This window comes from Legionella rowbothamii, assembly GCF_900639985.1.
Classification (GTDB): Bacteria; Pseudomonadota; Gammaproteobacteria; order Legionellales; family Legionellaceae; genus Legionella; species Legionella rowbothamii.
Genome location: NZ_CAAAIM010000009.1, coordinates 23,902 through 42,274, shown reverse-complemented (window position 1 = coordinate 42,274; position 18,373 = coordinate 23,902). Strand labels below are relative to the sequence as shown.

Below are 18,373 nucleotides of genomic sequence, written 5' to 3'. Positions count from 1 at the left end.
CTGAAGCTTGTGAGATATCAAGGTTGATAATATAAGTGTAGGACAAAAAATCAGATATTGGCTCTCAGCTGAAAATTAGTGATATAACCCCATCCCAAGCGGTTTTTAACCACCCAGAACCTCTGAAAAAAGACTTAAAATTAGCTGATTCAGAACACAGTAATCTATTTGAATTAAACTTTTTGCTTTTTCAGGCTATAAATGAAGTACGAGCAAATTAGAGAGGAGTTAAAAACGAAAGGCGGCAAGCCCAATAAATAGTAGTTGAAGAATGGTAGCTAATGCCCCTGTGAATATAGAACCTATTTCCATTTGAATTATAGAAACTCCTTGGTTCAATTATTTTGTAACAAAGTTAATGATTGTCACAAATCTAGCCCAGGCCTTTCCTAATGAAAAAGAAACAGACCTTGGGCTAATTTTATACCCCAGAATTTGAGGGAAGATTGTCAGAGGACTGAGCTGACAGACTGTCATCAACATTCCTAAGAGTAGTTTCTTTTTGTTTGTGTTTGAAAAATCCTATTTGCCCTACTTTAACTTTATCTTGTTTTTGGTCTGCTGTACTTTCCAACATCTGATATAGCCCAGAAGTTCCGTCAAGCATTAGGGCATGGCAATTTCCCAAAAAATCACTTTTATTAGCAGATAAGGTCATTTTATTTCGAACGATGTTCATAAAAGTAAAATCTTCGGCGTATTGAGCTCCGTATTTTGTTGTTAAGTAGCGTTCAAACTCGATTTGTTTTGCAACAGGGATATTTAAGGCTGTTAGAAGTTTTTTATTGGATTCACTGATATTATTTATATTAACAACATAATCTTCAAACGCAGCTTTTAAAGCTGCTTTATTGTCATCTCGGATACAGGATTGAAAATGTTCACGAGCAAAATTTCTTACTTCCTCTAAAACCATATCTTCAGTTAAGATACTAATAAGAGGATGTCCGGGAACTGATTGAAAGATTCTGCGTTTGACCCCAGAATAACAAGAAGGTCTATCTCCCTCTAGATCATCATATTCTTCTACTTTCTCTTTTGAATTAACTCGTGTTTTATCCCAATTGTGAGAGCGCCCAATGAGAGCCAACTCCTCAACATAATGATTTAAACGGGATTCAAAAGTATGTCCCTCCGTAGGTGCAATTTCTTTATCTTTGGCTGCCAACCAAAAAAGGGCAATGAGGGACTGATAGTCTTCAAAAGTAGACCACTTGGCGGAGGTTGTTTTATCCTGATAAACATATCCTGCTTCTGGATGCATCCATGGGTTAGGCTTAGATAAATAGCGCCATGCCGAATGATCTTTATTTTGATAATATGCCTTTAATGCGAGTTGGTAGTCATTTTCATCTAATTTCAGATGTTTAAATTCTGCAAAATCCATAGGCAGAATAATTCGATTTCCTTCTCTATCTACTATCGAAGCAGGATTTTCTGTATATCGTTCTACTAGTTGAGCACGTAGATCATTCATGAGATTACTCGTACCTATACTTTTCAGAGTAGGTCCATAGCGTTTAATCGCATCATCAAGACGTTTTTGCTCTCCGTTGGTCAAGGCTGTCATGGATGATTCACGATCTTTACACAACTGTGATAAATCTAATTGTCCACGTACTTCTGCACGATAATAATTGTTCTCCTCAGTTAAGGACCTAACTTCGGGAATGTTTAATAGAATGGACGCTGCGTCTTGATTCCCTGTTGTCAGAGCAAGTCGCACCAATTCATTAGGTTGGTCTGGAGTAACCGCAGTATGGGCTAAGGCTTTTACCGAAGGTAAATTGAGTAAAAACTTTATCTCATCATCTAAAGTACGATCATTACGACGAATTAAATTTCTTACTATGTAAAAACAAATTTTGGCTTGTTCCGAATTCTGAATATCAAAAACACTAGGAGGGGGAACGTTAAGTGCTTCGCTATGAAGAGTAATAAGGTATTGGGTAATAAATGGATTAACACTAGCTTTACCAAATTCTTGCACATGGGCTTCAGCAAAAGCGAAACAACTACTACTTTTTGAGAGCAACCAATGATTCGCTTCTATCTGGGCATTTTCTACCGACGCGCGATAAGCAAAGAAATTATCCGCCTCTACCATTTGGGTAAATAATTGAGGCGCTTTTGATTCCAAATGTCTTAATACGCTTACATGGCCATTTTTTGCCCCCATTCGGAAGGCACAATAGTTTTGTGCCTGAATCATTGCCATGACTACTTCAGATGCCTTTTCTTCTAAATCTTTAAGAACATCCACATGACCGTTGCGAGCTGCATTTTTATAGGCAGCATAATTGTCAGAAAGAATCATTTCTAAAGTAAGACCTGAAGCTTTAGCCTCTAAAAATGCCAATATATCTGAATGGCCGTGCTCAGCTCCTTTTCGGTAAGCATAAAACTCATTATCCTTGATCATATCTAGAACTTCTGGGCTTTGATGTTGTTTTGCATAGGTATCTAAAAAATCTAGATTTCCTAATATAGTGAATAATGAAAATAGAGTGTTTTTACTGAACCCAAGTATTTTTGCTGTCTCTAGCAGTAAGGAAAAATTATTGGGCTGAGTTAATGCAATTCCCAACCAGGCTTGTTTCTTTTTCCATTGATCATTGAGTTTTGATTGATATTTAATTAAACATGGAATTACTTCCTCACTGTTTCGGACTTTCATAATAGAAATGACAGACTCATCTAAAATTTCGCAGAATAATTGATTGTCTTGCCACATTGAAGCAGGTATCAGTTTGCCTTGCTTATGCTTCATCCGCTCTTGAAGTGATTTAAATTTGGCCATATAAACTCACATAAACGTTCAAAATGCTGATATCATACCACAAGTTCTATATTTTTACTTAACTTGTAGCCACATTGTTAAAAATTTACACTCAAGTTGAAATCATTATTAAAACTATAGACTAACTAGATTAATTAGATGGACCTTTTATGACATATTGCTCGTTTATCTTATTCATCATACTGATTTATAAAAAGATTTCTGTAGGCCTTAATAGCAACTAAAGCTCAGAATTAAGCCTACATGAACTACACCATGCTCTAGAAACAAAGCCCGTCATATTGACTCAATAATAAATAAACTGTATCATATCGAACCAGCTGGTATGGTGAATTTCAATCATTCCACAGTATTCATTTAATAAATATATCATCGGAGACACACTATGAAATTTTTTTCTGAGTCACCAACTGTACTGAAAAGTTTGGGATTATATTCAAATGAAATTCAGTATTTGCTGGAAAAATTAACAGGAAAGAAGGCTTGGGTCTCTTATAAAGATGATGAAGATAATATTTTAAAAATTCAAATTATTAGAAGGAAAAATGGAACGTATTTTGCTCTTGTGGATGCGACCTCTTTGTGTGGCTTAGAAGATAAAGCATTATTTATAAGAAAAGGTGTAGAATTTGCTCTAAGACAGAAAGGCCTCGACATTCCTTTTACTGAAATTGCTGTGGGTGGTCTTGTAAGTGATGAAGGTCGATTAGGAATTTTTTCCAAGCTCCTAGGGAAACGACCTCCTGCTGTACATGAATATGTAGCATTCAAACTTCCGGGTGAGTCGCAGGTGTTAATTGAAGATCCCCGAACTGGTATTTTTGATTGGAGAGAAAAATTTCAATCGAGAACAGATAATCAAGTCTGCTGTTTTGCGGCTTCGGCAATTTTTTTCGCCTCATGTATCGCGCTAAAGCGCGGAGACGCACCAAACACTACTCGTGAACTCTTTGACGAAATTTATAAAAATGAAGAGTTAAGGGGCCTAATTCAACAACTAGAGAATAAAGTTGGCTACTCAACTGAAACCAAAAAACAAGTCATAGACTCTTTTGTAAAAACCTTAATCAGTTTCCCATTCCCAAGATTAGATAAAAAAGAAGAAAATGAGCTTGAAGCCACACTTAGCACCTTAAAAGTCTAATCCAATTATTCTGTCTGATTTGAGTGTGATGTCACCAAACCAAGTATTGTGTGCTCATGACACTCAAATATTCGATATATTTCTAAAAAATTATACGTTTGAAAAATCAAAGCGCCAATGGCGCTGGGACCGCCAAAATCGGCGACTTGCCATGTTTTCGTGCTAAACGAGAGCTCTGTAAAGCAATACTATTTATTTTATCCGTCTCATCGAGGCAATGCCGCGTCTTTGCTCATATCTTAGGCTGACTTTGCATAAATTATTTGAGTAAAATTTTTCAGCTTTTACAATAGGCTGGGTGGTTTTTCCTATACATTCCCAAGTCCAACTCGCAAAAAATTTATGTTTTAAATGATTTGCTGAATAAAAATAGTTCCTGAAATTTATTAGTATGTTTCAAGTGCTATACTTACTCTAACCAGCAGTACAATATGTTTGAACCGATAAGCTTTTTAAGGAGTGCGTTCTGTTGTAAGTGTTGTGCTATATCACGTTAATCGTGGGAAGCCTGATCTGACACGTTTGCACCCCACCTTAACCCTAGGGTTCAAAGTCTTGTACTGCTGGATTCTTTACAGGCTCTTTTGCAAAAAAGATTCACTTTCCCGATTATTAAATTTAGGGAAGCTCTCAACGGTACATGTACAGACTGAACTTTTCATTGATAAACGATGCCTCAGTACAAGCTCCCCAAATAGTGAAGTGTCCTTTCTTAAACATTTCGTTTGGTTCGACTATATAAAATCAAACAGCGGCAACTGAATTCCTTTCATGAGATCATCCCCATCATACTTAACTGCTTGCTCATAAGCCATAATTTCATTAGTCATCATTGCTTCATTAGAGTAATAATAATCTCGAACCGTAGAAACAGTAGCAGATAAACGGAGGGGCCTGTTTGTTTTATCTAATAATTCGCGTGGTAAACTATGGGGAAATTATCAATGGAGCTTTACTTAGAGAGGTTACGAGCGAAGTATAAAATAGAAAGCCCTTATAGTAAATGTTGGCGAACAAACGAGATACCCTAGTATTAATAAAGCAGCTGTGGCCTTAGCTAATAAAAATGCACATATCATATATGTCATTGTTAAAACAGGAAATGAATTTGATTGTAATCAAACTATAGGCGCTACTTAATTACTCAATGTTAAGTTCTTAATTAACTATAAACTGTAATTTTTTAAATTTGTTTTGTTTTTTATGGGTAATTAAGTAACCCCCCCTCGTTTAAAACCTGTTTTGCAACAGAGCCCAATTTATACACATATCCTTATATAACCTTGGCCTATGTGAGGTGGATCACTAAGGTTAAGAAAATTTCAGAAGAGCTTTCTGTTAGATCGATTTAGATAAAAATACATAAGTAAAAAACCAATAATTATTCCCGCGAAATTTACCCAGTAGATTGGCCAGGAAAAAACTCCAAGACCAACAATATTAGGACCTGGACAAATTCCAGTAATTCCCCAGCCTACACCAAAAGCCATTGCACCCAAAATAAGTTGCCAGTCAATTTTTTGTTTAGTAGGTAATTCATAGCACTTGTTTAATAATGGTTTGACTAACAATTTACGCAACTGAAATAAAAGAAATGTAACTAATAATGCTGTAAAAAAAGTGACGTATAAATTCATCTTGAATGTATCGGCGCCAATTTTAAGACCGGAAATAATAATATCAGGGCTATACATACCCGTTAAAATTAAACCTAAACCGAATATCAAACCAGCAATCAATGAGATTAGAGATTTCATACTTATAATGACCTTAATGTATTAGCCAGGCTGTGATTATTGCAACAGGAAAGAATATACTAACCGCAGTGATCGATCGTTTGCGTAAGAGTGATACTCCACACAGACCATGTCCACTGGTACAGCCATTGGCAAGATAAGCACCACCGCCAACCAATATACCCCCAAAAAATAGAAGCCAAGAATTCGTTTTAAAAATAATTACCGGATTTGGAACAACCTGAATGAAATTAAAGAGCAAGCCACTCAAAAATAATCCCATAATAAACAAAATATTATCTATATTAGGTCGAGACGCCGTTAAATCCCATGAACGAAAGAGTATGCCACTACAACCAAGTATCTTACCTCGAACCAATAGCATTATTCCGGCAGCAACTCCAAGAAGAATTCCCCCTAGAACAACATTTATTTCCATTTTCATTTGAGTTGTCCCCGTTATATATATTGCAAAAAATTTATTACATAAGTTATACCTTAATCTACAAAAACAACACTCAATTATAAAGCGGGAGTTAATCTAGTTAATTATAAAAACTCATATTTAGGATCAGTTAATTGTAGACATCTTAATGATAACGAGTCTATGGCCTACTGGAAAACATATAGGGCCAGTGCATATGAGGCAAAGATAAATATTGTGTCTTATTTAAAAAGATTTGTTTACCTAAGGAAAAATGGGTACCCCTTCGCATTTAACCCTTTTCTGTAATTTAACCTAAATTTCAGCGGCTTTGGGTATGAGTCACAAACATCAGGGTAACATCTTTTGTACCAATCAAGATGTTTTCTTTAACTCAGGAGCATAATGCTGAACCCATCGAGAAACCGTCGTGTGACCAATCCTTAAGTCTCTATTGAAATTTATGATATTTTCAGCTTGCTCGTTTAAGGTGAGTTTAATAACATAAAGCAAAAGAGGGTCTTCTCTAAATACCCACTGTAACTTAATCCATCTATACTTTATAAATAAATAAGTTATTCAATGGAACGAATTAGGAGAAAACGATGGAGAATAACTCTTCCATACGTCTAGCTCAATCTTGCCTGACTAATGCGCGCGAGGCTGTACGTGAATTTTACGAAACCGTAAAACAGCCAAACATGGAATTAGTAGTTTTCTTTTGCTCAAGCGAATATGATCTGGATGCCTTGGCAGATGAAATGAAACGTTTATTTACAGGCATACAAGTTGTAGGTTGTACTACAGCAGGAGAAATTGGTCCTGCCGGGTATCTAGATCACAGCCTGACAGGAGTTAGCTTTTCAGCCACTGATTTTAAGGCTGTAGCCGGCCTTCTTACTAACTTACAACAATTACAAATTTCTAAATGCCAGCACTTTACCCAAGAGCTCTTTCAACGTCTGGAACGAGAAACGGACATTCAAAACAGCTTTGCCTTTTTGTTAATTGATGGCTTATCAAAACGTGAAGAACCTGTCACACGGATATTGCAAAGTGAACTGGGAAAAATTCCTCTAGTTGGGGGTTCGGCTGGTGATAACCTTAACTTCAATTCTACCTATGTGTATTTCCAGGGACGTTTTCATTCAGACAGTGCTATTGTGACTTTGGTTACTACTAAATTACCGTTTAAAATATTTAAAACACAGCATTTTATTGCCACTGACACAAGATTGGTTGTCACAGAAGCGGATACCGCCCACCGTAGGGTTAAGGAAATTAATGGCCTACCCGCGGCCCAAGAATATGCACGAATACTCGGTATTGATGTGCATACTCTTGATTCGATGCGATTCGCTGCCTCACCTATTGTCGTCATGATCGACGGCACCAACTACGTGCGTTCTATCCAAAAAGCCAATGCTGATGGCAGCTTAACTTTTTTCTGCGCCATTGAGAATGGATTGGTCCTGCGAGTAGCTAAAGGAGTGAATCTAGTAAATAACCTGGAGGAAAATTTCGCCCAACTTCGTGCTGAAATTGGTCCACCCCAACTTGTTCTCGGCTGGGATTGTATTCTACGCAAGATAGAAGTTTCTCCTGAAAATATAGATCGTATTAGAGAAATTTTTCACCAAAACAACACCATTGGTTTTAACACTTATGGGGAACAATTCCGAGGCGTGCATGTTAATCAGACTCTCGTTGGAATTGCGATTGGCTCAAATGCGAAGGAGATGGATAATGCTTGATACAGAGCTACCAAACTCCAGCCCCAGCGAAGAGGAGTTAAAGAGTGAAATCATTCGTCTTAACAAGATAATACAGGCCTTGATGGATCGTGCGGAGCGTAGCACCAGTGTTCAAAGTTCTGATTTCAGTCTGTTCCAGACGGCCATTATATTAGAAGAACAAGTACGTATCCGTACAGCAGAACTAGAACAAGCATTACGCGAAAATGAAAAAATAACTCGTGCTTTAAGTGAATCAGAAAAGAAATTCCACAGTTTGGTGAGCCAGTCTCTAGTAGGTATTGTAATCATTGAGAATGGGAAATTCAGTTATTCAAATGCCAAATTTAATGAAATTTTTGGTTATAGTGCAGAAGAAATTCGGGAATTAGGGCCACTCGATATCATCGACCAAAAGGATAGACCTCTCATCGCCGAGAATATCCGAAAACGACTTTCTGGCGAAGTAAAGCGAGTTGTTTACCTATTTCATGGCTTACGGAAAAATGGCGAAGTCATTGATGTCGAGGTTCATAGTAGCGTCATGGAAATCAATGACAAACCCGCACTTATTGGATTAATTATGGATGTAACCGAACGCATCCGTGCTGAACATGAATTGCAGGCATTACAAAAAATATTGCTTGACCAATCAATACATGATGCTCTGACTGGTCTTTATAACCGTCGTTATCTTGAAGAAACATTAGATCGAGAGCTATTCCTATCTGAACATAATAATTATCCTATTAGTATAATCATGGGTGATCTGGATCATTTCAAGATGGTGAATGACCACTTTGGCCATCTTGCCGGTGATGAAGTATTACGGGTTTTTGGCAATCTTCTGAGGCAACATGCTCGCCAAGGCGACATCTATTGCCGCTATGGTGGCGAAGAATTTCTCCTGTTATTACCGAAAGTAGAGAAACCTCTCGCAATTAAGCGGGCTGAAGAATTGCGAAGCACCATAGCAGCCGCTCCCATACTTTACGGCAGCTCAGCTATCCCAGTTACAGCCTCTTTCGGCGTTGCATCCTTCCCTGAAGATGGCCGAACTGGAGACGAAATTATTAGTGCTGCTGACAGTGCGCTTTATGCAGCCAAGACAGCCGGGCGTAACCGAGTGAGTACCAGCTATAGACATTAGGAACCATCTTTTCGTACCCATTAAGCTACCTGTCTTATTTGCTCATCCGTATTGCGCTCTATCTTTAATTAAAGAAGCTATCCCTTAGCTTTAGTTTTAACGCCTTGAAGTAGGATGTATGCAGGGGTATTCAGCAATACCTATCCTACATCAATAAGACTTACTTCAAATGGATGTGCGTATTTCTCATAGCAGCCCCCAATGAAGTCAAAAATTTTATTATTGAAAACCCCGAATACCATATCCAACTCGCCCTGAGCAGGATCTTTGTAAAAAAGTGCTGTGACTAAATTTCAATCAAATTATATCGTACAAGCACCCTGTTTTTTTATTTTATATTAATGTCCGATTTTTCTCATTTCGGGTTTATATGATATGGATTGGTTCTTCTGGAGAGAGAATCGACAAGATCAACCGAGAGGCGATTTGGGGTTTTGTTACTTATGGAAGCTAAATATTGACATACCCCTTTTTCAGAAAGCTCCAAGCCAGAGGGCAAAAATTACCTCCACCAGATGCATTTATCAATTGTTGCATATTGAATCACATTGGACTACAATGGCACTACTCAGATCGTAGTTACGAAAATATAATGGCAGCCTCAAAAGATAATAAAGATGGGTATTGGTTCTCAACAGCTTGGTTTTTTACTCGGCTACCGACGATTGCTGTTTGGGGTTTCCTTCTCCCAAACTATTCTAAACTTAATGATGTAAAGCATTGGAGTGAATCTGAATTAGCCCCTAACAATATTGTTTTAAAAGTTCCGTTCTATGCTGCAGCAAGTGCACTTATGTTGTTAAGTTTTCCTATTGATTTAATAGTTGGATTAATTGTCCTGCCTATGGCTTCCTTACATGACCTTTTTGTTTTTTCAGGTCTAGGACAATCCTCTGAGCAAGAAGAAACGATGACATCAAAACTGACTTTTTAAAAGTGACCTAACAGGCCCTGATTTAAATCTTTTCTCTAGGTTTTTAATACATCAGTGAGGATTATTTTTTTTATTTTAAACTAATTCCTTTTGCAACAGAGCCAACTAACCCGCACGCATTTCAGCGTCAATGCCTATCAATTAAGTTTATTCCATGCTATTTTTTATTAGATTTTGAATTTTCTCTTGATTGAATTATAAGGATATTCTATGCCTGGATTTTTTAATAATGCTCTCACTACTATAAGGAACACATTCAACACACGCGCCCCGTTTTCCTCATCGACAGGACATCGCAATGCTCAACGAAGCAATGCAGCCACAGAAGTAATCAGCTCGAGTTTAGAGGCATTTACCCCAGCAGCAATGATCCCCACAAAATTAGCGCAAGTGGCTATTTCAACATATTCATTCTTCCGTTCAGATACACATCTATCAGAAAAAACAATGCACTTACTCCAAGCAGGTATTTCTGCGGCTCAAATGGCTCTTGCTATTACCATGCTATTTGAAAGTGCCCAATGCTCATCCTATGACAGTAATGACCTATGCAAAGCGGTCTTTTTGTGCCAACTTCTATATCGTGGCACACTGCTGACCGGCTGGATTCCCAGTGAGTTTTCCAAAGATGTCTATACTCCGCTAGAGAATTCCAATAATTCTGCACAAGCACAAGTTTAATGTGTTCTTTCCAGCATCTCACTTAGGGAAGTGCAGGTGAGTCAATTCGGCTCAACGAAATATTAAATCAAGATTTGGGGTATGTTGATGTTGCAAGGTCTGGCATACCTCGGAGCAGGGATTACTTAATGGAGGCCATAAATAATCTTCATCGGGCGAACTTCTTAGTTTTTCTTCAATTAAAGATACATTAGCAGAACATCTAGAGTTAAAGTTAAATGCAATTATCAAAAGACTTGACCCCTAGATTTAGCTAATAAAAGACAAGGTGGTAAGCTATACCAGCATTTGCGACATCAACATAAAAAATATCGAAAACGCTATGGTAGTCCGAAACGAACCGGATCCATTAGAAATATATCCCTATATACGTTATGCTAAATTTGAAATTTTTCAACGGCAGTATTCACCGTCTAGGGATATCATCATGAATAAGGTTTCGGTATTAAGTTCTGCATCTTTGGGATTTAGTATTATATTAAGTAGTGCTCTTGCCCACGCGGCAACACCCGTCTGGACCTTTTCAGCGCCTAACCCTGCGTTGGTTCTGGTTGACAATGGGCAAACAGCCACAGTTCAATATACGGTTACTAATCAATCCACCAAGACTAAAAAACTAGTGTTAACCGCTACTCCAGGCGTAAGTGCTTCACCTTGTTATTTAGTAGGAAAAGGCAGCACCTGTAGTTTAATCTTGACTATTAATGGTAGTTTAATTCCTGCTGCAGGGCTTTATTCAGGGCCTATCTTATGCGAGGAAGGTAATCCTAATCAATGTTATCAGCCCTCCTTGTCCAATCAATTACAAATTAAGCGCGGAACTAGTCCTATTCTATTGACTACTATTAGTGTTAATCCTGCTAGCTTAACTTTTGTGATTAATACCACAGGCGTGGTTACAGTAACCAATCAATCAGCTACGGTTAATTTAAATGATTTACAAGTCACCCTACCTGCTAATTTGAATATTAATCCGAGTTCGACCTGTGTTGTCGGGGGTACTTTGGCTGTGAATAGCAGCTGTACTTTAGATTTTTCAGCTACAGCAGCGATAACTAATGAGAATATACTGATTCAGGGTAGCAATTCAAATCTGGTAACTATCCCTATTAATGTAGAGCCTCTCCGCAGGAGGGTTGCTGTAGGCATTGCTGGTTCCAACCTGGTCAGTTATTACTCCATTGATAATGGGGCAAACTGGATTCTATCGCCTAATCAACCTGTATCACTAGTAGATGCCAATTTGCTTGGTATTAGTTGTGGTAGCACGGGATTAAAGTGTATTGCTGTAGGGTATAATATTTCCTCTGGATCACAACCTATATCCTACACAACGATTGATGGTGGGCAAAGCTGGTCTCCGCAGGTATCGGGGCAGAATCCCTTAGGTGCTACTTCAGGAGCATTCGATAAAATCTATTGTGATAATACTGCAAATAAATGCGTTGCCACAGGAACAACCATATTAGGTGGGCAGACGCAAGGATTCGCTAATACTACAAGTGATGGCGGTGTTACCTGGGCTCTTTCTGATCCCATCCCTGGTACTCCTCCTTTTTATCTTAGAGACGGTCTTTCATGTGATGCAACAGTGACTAACTGTACTGCGGTGGGAGGGGGGGTAATTTATAATTCCAGTAATAGTGGTGTAACTTGGGTACCGGCCGGTTCAACCCCACCAGGAGGAACTTTATTTTATGATATTTCAGTTAACAAAAGCACGGGTTTAGATAGTATTGTTGTTGGCTATGGGATCTATGCGGCCTCTTATATCAATAATATTTGGACTCCCTCAAGCCTCCCACCAATAGCAGGAAATCTATTGGGTGTTAGTTGTACCGCTGATTTAGTAAATTGTATTTCTGTAGGTACAAGTCTTGTTGATGTTGGTGTCGTTTTAAAATCAATTGATTTGGGCCAAAATTGGCTACAGAAAACTCTGCCATCACCTAATAACAAAAGGCTTATTGATATATTTTGTGATACCTCTCAGCAATATTGCACTGCTGTTGGCTTGAACACTGTTCCAGTCCAGGGGATAGGTTATTATAGCTTGAATGGCGGTGAAGATTGGTTTATCTCCAATGTACCCATCATAGGATCTTCGCAGATCTTGTCAGTGAGTGGTGGGGATGATTAATTAACCGCTGTTTATTAGTTAATAAGTATTTTTACCTGGCAAATTAATAATTGCCAGGTATCTCAGTACATTTTTATCCTGAAATAAAAAAATATTCTTTAAATATTTGGAGCAGTTGACAATTCATCCCACCGCTTACGTCCCGGGACTTGTGCGCGAATCCATAATCGATCTGACTAATAACTAAGCACTTTAGCTATGTTCATCAGTACTTGGATCACGCGGGTAAACCGCGGGACGTAGGCTAAGACGAATTGTCAACAGCCCATAAAACCTTTAATCGTTGTATAGGCAGTTTTCATGGACTGAAATCCCCTGGCTGGGTTAATAAGGCGCTTAAGCTTTCCATGATCTGCTTCCAGGAGATTATTACGGTATTTAATTTGTAAGTGCTGAACGTATTCAGCAAGTGTATCTTCCTGTTTTAACTCTTCAATCGCTTGACCATAGGCTGGATTTTTATCCGTATTAATCACTCCAATATCACAAGTTAGATTACCCTTTTTTAGCTTCTTAAGAAATCGTTTGGCAGCAATGGCATTACGTCGATGCGATAGATAAAAATCAATAGTATTGCCTCGTTCATCAACGGCACGATACAGGTCCTTCCATTCGCCTTTTTATCTTGATGTACGTTTCATCCAAATGCCAACGTCGAGAATAACGCTTCTTATGCCATTCAAGTCGCTTTTTTAATTCCGGGACATAACGCTGAACCCAGCGGTACAGGGTTGTATGATCTACGGCTAATCCACGCTCCGCCATCATCTCCTCCAAATCTCTATAGCTAATTCCGTATTTACAATACCAACGAACACATTGCAGGATCAATTCGCCTTGAAAATAACGCCATTTAAAGGCTATAGGTTTGGTCGAGCGCATCGGAATAGTCCATTTTAGAAATCTAGTAGATTAAAGTATAAATAAGTTCTTTTTTGTAACAGAGCCGCTGTAACCATAAGTTCATATTTTGGAAAATAGATCTTTCCTAATTAGAAATTTAAACAAATATCCGTACAAATTAACCACCTACAGAACAAATATAACTCATAATGTACCCGAAGATCGCATATATCTCGTTGCTGTAAATTAACCCCCGGTTGACCAAAATTAACTTAATGTGAATAATTATGTTTCTTTAAGTATCAAAATAGACGAGCTAAAACCTCGTAAGGATTAAATATGAAAGAACTTTCTCCCGAATCTCTGGTTCATCTGGTTTATCAACTCGCTAAGAGCAAGGATGAAATTGAGTTAGCTCATCTGGAAAACGAAGGTTTTTCTCTGGGGGCCTTTTACTGTGCAGAGAATGCGGTGATGTTACTGGCTAAGGAAAACAACATCGAAGCAGTTGAGTTTTTGTTAAAACGGTTTAATTTGAGCATAAATTATGCTGTACAGGGATATGCAATGGGAGGTCATATCCGTATGGCTAATCAACTGATTGCGCAAGGAGCTAGTAAAAATCACGCTGCAAAAGGCTTTGCGATAGGAGGTTATGTCCACGAGGTTAATCAATTAATTGCACAAGGTGTGAACAAAGATTATGCCGCAGAAGGCTTTGGGATAGGCGGTCATGTTCATGAAGCCAAACAGCTCATCGCGCAAGGAGCTAGTAGAGGTAACACTACCATGGGGTTTGCTATAGGTGGACATGTGCAGGTGGTCAACCAACTGATTGCGGAGGGAGCGAATAAGAATTACGCCATAGAAGGCTATGCGATAAGTGGGCGTGTGCACGAAGTCAAAGAACTGGACACAGAAATCCTTGATAAAAATGACGCATTGGCAGGATATGCGATGGGTGGACATGTGCATGAAGTTAACCAACTGATGGCGCAAAGAGAGCCCCTAGCGTGTGCTCTAAACGGCTATGCGAAAGGTGGACACAGCCTTCAGGTTAAGCAACTCATGGCTCAAGTGCGCCAGTCCATAAGTAATAACGATCTGGTTTTCGCCTATGCACAAGGAGGACATAGTATCCCGGTCAACCAACTCATCAACCAAGGAGCCGCTCCAGAGTGTGCTCTATCAAGTTATGCGAAAGGAGGGTACATAAAAGAGGTCAATGAGCTCTTGTCTCAAAAAGGGGCTGCCCGCTATGCAGATTGGGCTGCAGCGAGCTATGGACTAGGAGGGTATATTAATGAAGCGAATCTGTTACCTCTGATGAGTTTTACCCATGCTCAAGAACTAAGAAAGTGTATTGCAGAACAATATATTATGGATTTATTGAATTTAAAGCAATCTACTCACAGTGAAAAAGAAAGAAAGCAAATTATAGAAGAGTATATGCTTCAGCACTTCCCTCAACTAATGAAGAGGGCAGAAAAGCTAAATCAACTGATGAGAGAAAATAACCTCAATTTGGAACAAGCAAAAGGCTATATATCAACAGCCGCAAATGTCTGGGCCTTTCAAGGGCAGCAATTAGTTAGAGAAGGAAAAATTCCAGTAGATATATACTTTCACATTTTTTCTTTTATTAATGGATGCTCTGATAATGACAATATCAAAATTATTGATGCAGCTAATCAGAAACTGAGAGATAACGTGGTTAGTGCTCCGAGAACAGGATGGTTTTCTTGGTTTAAAAATCGAGATTCTTTGGAAAAATTAGAAATAGAAGCAGAAGAAAGATATCAGAATAGAATGAAACCATTTTCTGAGTAGATGTTTTTAAATTTCTTTCGCTGGTCAGCGTAAGTTGTTCGAATTACAAGACCAGCGTATACCTTGGAGGATTAAGCGCCCTAAAAATGCACCCATTGAAGGGAGCATACCTTGAACCGTCACTACACAAATGATATTTTGTTCAATTTCACTTAAATTATATATGGATATCAATGAAGAAATTATTTTCGGTAAGAAAAACAGTTGCGGCTATACTCTCTTTTCTAGTATTAACTATCGCCCACGCGGGATCTCATTTGATCACGTTTACTCCGTTAACAGAGAACCATATTTCTGTTCCAGCTAATGGGGTTAAAATCATCAAATATCAAGTGACGAACCGCTCAAAAAAAACGCATACTCTGATGATGCAGCCTATAACGGGTATTCGCCAAATAACTACCTCCGAAAATTGTCCTAATCCATTTATTTTAGGTTCTCAGCAATCATGTATTTTGAGTTTACAAATTATAGGAAATACTTTGCAAGATCATGTAGTAGCTGGTCCCATAGTATGTGAACAAGGTAGTCGTTTGATGTGTTACCAACCCAGCCACGAAAATAACCTGGACATAACCCAAGGGGTGGCAGAATACACAGTAAGCGGTACGGTCACAGGTCTTACCGGTACGGTAACCTTGTTAAATAATGGCACGAATACAATCTCGATGAGTACGGACGGTTCGTTTGCCTTTTCAACCCCCATAGCTGTGGGCAGCAACTACGATGTGACGATCAGAACACAACCCCTAAATCAGACTTGTACCGTAGTCTCGGGCTCAGGGACTATGAATGGCGCTAATGTGACCGATGTTACGGTGACCTGTTCTACAAATACCTATACGGTTGGCGGTACAATCACAGGTCTTACAGGGACGGTAACCTTGTTAAATAATGGCACGAATACAATCTCGATGAGTACGGACGGTTCGTTTGCCTTTTCAACCCCCATAGCTGTGGGCAGCACCTACGATGTGACGATCGGAACACAACCCCTAAATCAGACTTGTACCGTAGTCTCGGGCTCAGGTACTATGAGTGGCGCTAATGTGACCGATGTTACGGTGGCCTGTTCTACAAATACCTATACGGTTGGCGGTACAATCACAGGTCTTACAGGGACGGTAACCTTGTTAAATAATGGCACGAATACAATCTCGATGAGTACGGACGGTTCGTTTGCCTTTTCAACCCCCATAGCTGTGGGCAGCACCTACAATGTGACGATCGGAACACAACCCCTAAATCAAACTTGTACCGTAGTCTCGGGCTCAGGTACTATGAGTGGCGCTAATGTGACCGATGTTACGGTGGCCTGTTCTACAAATACCTATACGGTTGGCGGTACAATCACAGGTCTTACAGGGACGGTAACCTTGTTAAATAATGGCACGAATACAATCTCGATGAGTACGGACGGTTCGTTTACCTTTTCAACCCCCATAGCTGTGGGCAGCACCTACGATGTGACGATCGGAACACAACCCCTAAATCAAACTTGTACCGTAATCTCTGGCTCAGGTACTATGAGTGGCGCTAATGTGACCGGTGTTACGGTGACCTGTTCTATAAATACCTATACGGTTGGCGGTACAATCACAGGTCTTACAGGGACAGTGACCTTATTAAACAATGGCGCAGATCCAGCTTCGATGAGTACGAATGGTTCGTTTACCTTTTCAACTCCTTTAGCCGAAGGCAGCACCTACGATGTGACGATCGGAACACAACCTGGAAGTCAAACTTGTACCGTAGCCTCCGGTTCGGGCACTATAAGTAGCGCTAATATAATCAATGTTACGGTGACTTGCTCTACACATACCCATATGGTAAGCGCTACAATTACAGGGCTTACTGGTACAGTGGTTTTATTAAACAATAATGTTAATTCTACCTCGCTTAGTACGAACGGTTACTTTACCTTTTCAACCCCCATAGCTGAAGGCAGCACATACCATGTAACTGTAGGAACACAACCCACTGGACAAACCTGTACTATCACTAATGGTAATGGCACTATGAGCAGTTCTGATGTAACTAATGTTGCGGTGAACTGTGTTACCAATAACACGACCTTAACAGTAAGCGCAAGAGGAACGATTCCTGTTAACGCTGGAAACGGTACTATCACTGTAACGAACACTGGTGGAACCTATGCCGCGTATAATGTCCATGCCGTATTGCCTGGCGGCTGGACTGGCGTAACACAAGACGCTAGCGGATGTGTCACTATAGCGCCAAATAATGGCACATGCACACTACAATTTACTTCAACTACTCCTTATGTTGCTCAAGGAAATATTACAATTACGGGGGATAATATCAGTTCATCGACTAAAACAGCGCTTGCATTTACTCTGAACGACTATTTGGTATGGTCTATAACGGGTAATACGGCTCTTGTTGTGGCAAGCAGTGATGTATCGGCATCTCCAGCCTGGAGCACGAATTTTGATATACTTAATATAACCGAAACATCGACGAATCCTCCAAATGCTTGTAATAGTGCAACGGATGGCTCCTGTAACTCGAGTCAACTTGAGGCACTGTACGGGACATCCTACACAGATTATGCGGCTGGTCTTTGTTATGAAATAACCTCCGATAATAGTGGTTCTGTATTACTTGGTACGTGGTATCTACCTGCTATCTGTCAAATGGGAAATATTAACTCAACTTGTGCCGCTAGCGGATTGGCCAATATTGATACCAACTTGTTTAAGCTTGGTTTTGGTGATTTTAAAAGTGGCTATGCCTACTGGAGTTCTACCGAGTATTCAGGCGATCCAAGATACAATGCGTGGGTTCATATTTTCAACCCTGGTACTAGCGTTCAGAGCTACACTTATAAGGGGAGCACGTCCTACCGCTACGTGCGTTGTGCTCGAGCTATAATTTTTTAATCTTCAATTTTTTCTTTAAGGCCACGTAATAGAGGCCTTAAAGAGGTTTGATCAA

General features: G+C 39.3%; 11 protein-coding genes and 2 pseudogenes. 9 read left to right on the top strand and 4 right to left on the bottom strand.

Translation table 11 applies throughout. The features are described 5' to 3' along the window. Nucleotides 1-421 precede the first annotated feature (421 nt). Nucleotides 422-2,800: a hypothetical protein gene (locus E1P08_RS13840; RefSeq protein ID WP_207387374.1), complete on the bottom strand. Its 2,379-nt coding sequence runs from the start codon at nt 2,798-2,800 to the stop codon at nt 422-424. Nucleotides 2,801-3,185: 385 nt separating this feature from the next. Here E1P08_RS13840 and E1P08_RS13835 point away from each other — a divergent pair, with 385 nt between their 5' ends. Beyond that, nucleotides 3,186-3,944: a hypothetical protein gene (locus E1P08_RS13835; protein ID WP_133137607.1), complete on the top strand. Its 759-nt coding sequence runs from the start codon at nt 3,186-3,188 to the stop codon at nt 3,942-3,944. Nucleotides 3,945-5,266: 1,322 nt separating this feature from the next. Here E1P08_RS13835 and E1P08_RS13830 read toward each other — a convergent pair. Both E1P08_RS13830 and E1P08_RS13825 read right to left on the bottom strand, forming a co-directional pair. Beyond that, nucleotides 5,267-5,701 (bottom strand): DUF6691 family protein, encoded by a 435-nt coding sequence (locus tag E1P08_RS13830; RefSeq protein WP_133137606.1) that lies wholly within the window; start codon nt 5,699-5,701, stop codon nt 5,267-5,269. A 13-nt stretch (nt 5,702-5,714) separates the two neighbouring features. Then, the gene (locus E1P08_RS13825; protein WP_133137605.1) at nt 5,715-6,125 is read right to left on the bottom strand and encodes a YeeE/YedE family protein; all 411 of its coding nucleotides are present in this window, start codon (nt 6,123-6,125) and stop codon (nt 5,715-5,717) included. A gap of 584 nt (nt 6,126-6,709) precedes the next feature. Here E1P08_RS13825 and nosP point away from each other — a divergent pair. The 6 genes and pseudogenes from nosP (at nt 6,710) to E1P08_RS13800 (ending at nt 12,742) form a co-directional block, all read left to right on the top strand. Next, the gene (gene nosP, locus E1P08_RS13820) at nt 6,710-7,858 is read left to right on the top strand and encodes a nitric oxide-sensing protein NosP (RefSeq protein WP_133137604.1); all 1,149 of its coding nucleotides are present in this window, start codon (nt 6,710-6,712) and stop codon (nt 7,856-7,858) included. Continuing rightward, on the top strand, nt 7,851-8,987 hold the full coding sequence (locus E1P08_RS13815; RefSeq protein WP_165485192.1) for a sensor domain-containing diguanylate cyclase: 1,137 nt from the start codon (nt 7,851-7,853) through the stop codon (nt 8,985-8,987). Before nosP ends, E1P08_RS13815 begins: the two co-directional genes overlap by 8 nt. 592 nt (nt 8,988-9,579) lie before the next feature. Further along, nucleotides 9,580-9,921, top strand: a complete 342-nt coding sequence (locus E1P08_RS13810) for a hypothetical protein (protein WP_133137602.1) — start codon at nt 9,580-9,582, stop codon at nt 9,919-9,921. A 210-nt stretch (nt 9,922-10,131) separates the two neighbouring features. Continuing rightward, on the top strand, nt 10,132-10,602 hold the full coding sequence (locus E1P08_RS13805) for a hypothetical protein (protein WP_133137601.1): 471 nt from the start codon (nt 10,132-10,134) through the stop codon (nt 10,600-10,602). 252 nt (nt 10,603-10,854) lie between these two features. After that, nucleotides 10,855-10,959: pseudogene (locus E1P08_RS17775) on the top strand (IS30 family transposase); the annotation flags it as partial. A 70-nt stretch (nt 10,960-11,029) separates the two neighbouring features. Then, complete coding sequence (locus E1P08_RS13800) at nt 11,030-12,742, top strand: WD40/YVTN/BNR-like repeat-containing protein (RefSeq protein WP_133137600.1); 1,713 nt, start codon at nt 11,030-11,032, stop codon at nt 12,740-12,742. 257 nt (nt 12,743-12,999) lie between these two features. Here E1P08_RS13800 and E1P08_RS13795 read toward each other — a convergent pair. Further along, nucleotides 13,000-13,624: pseudogene (locus tag E1P08_RS13795) on the bottom strand (IS6 family transposase). 300 nt (nt 13,625-13,924) lie between these two features. Here E1P08_RS13795 and E1P08_RS13790 point away from each other — a divergent pair. Further along, on the top strand, nt 13,925-15,415 hold the full coding sequence (locus E1P08_RS13790) for an ankyrin repeat domain-containing protein (protein WP_133137599.1): 1,491 nt from the start codon (nt 13,925-13,927) through the stop codon (nt 15,413-15,415). 173 nt (nt 15,416-15,588) lie between these two features. Continuing rightward, nucleotides 15,589-18,318 carry a beta strand repeat-containing protein gene (locus tag E1P08_RS13785; RefSeq protein ID WP_133137598.1) on the top strand — a complete coding sequence of 910 codons (2,730 nt, stop codon included), beginning with the start codon at nt 15,589-15,591 and terminating at the stop codon, nt 18,316-18,318. Nucleotides 18,319-18,373: the final 55 nt, after the last annotated feature.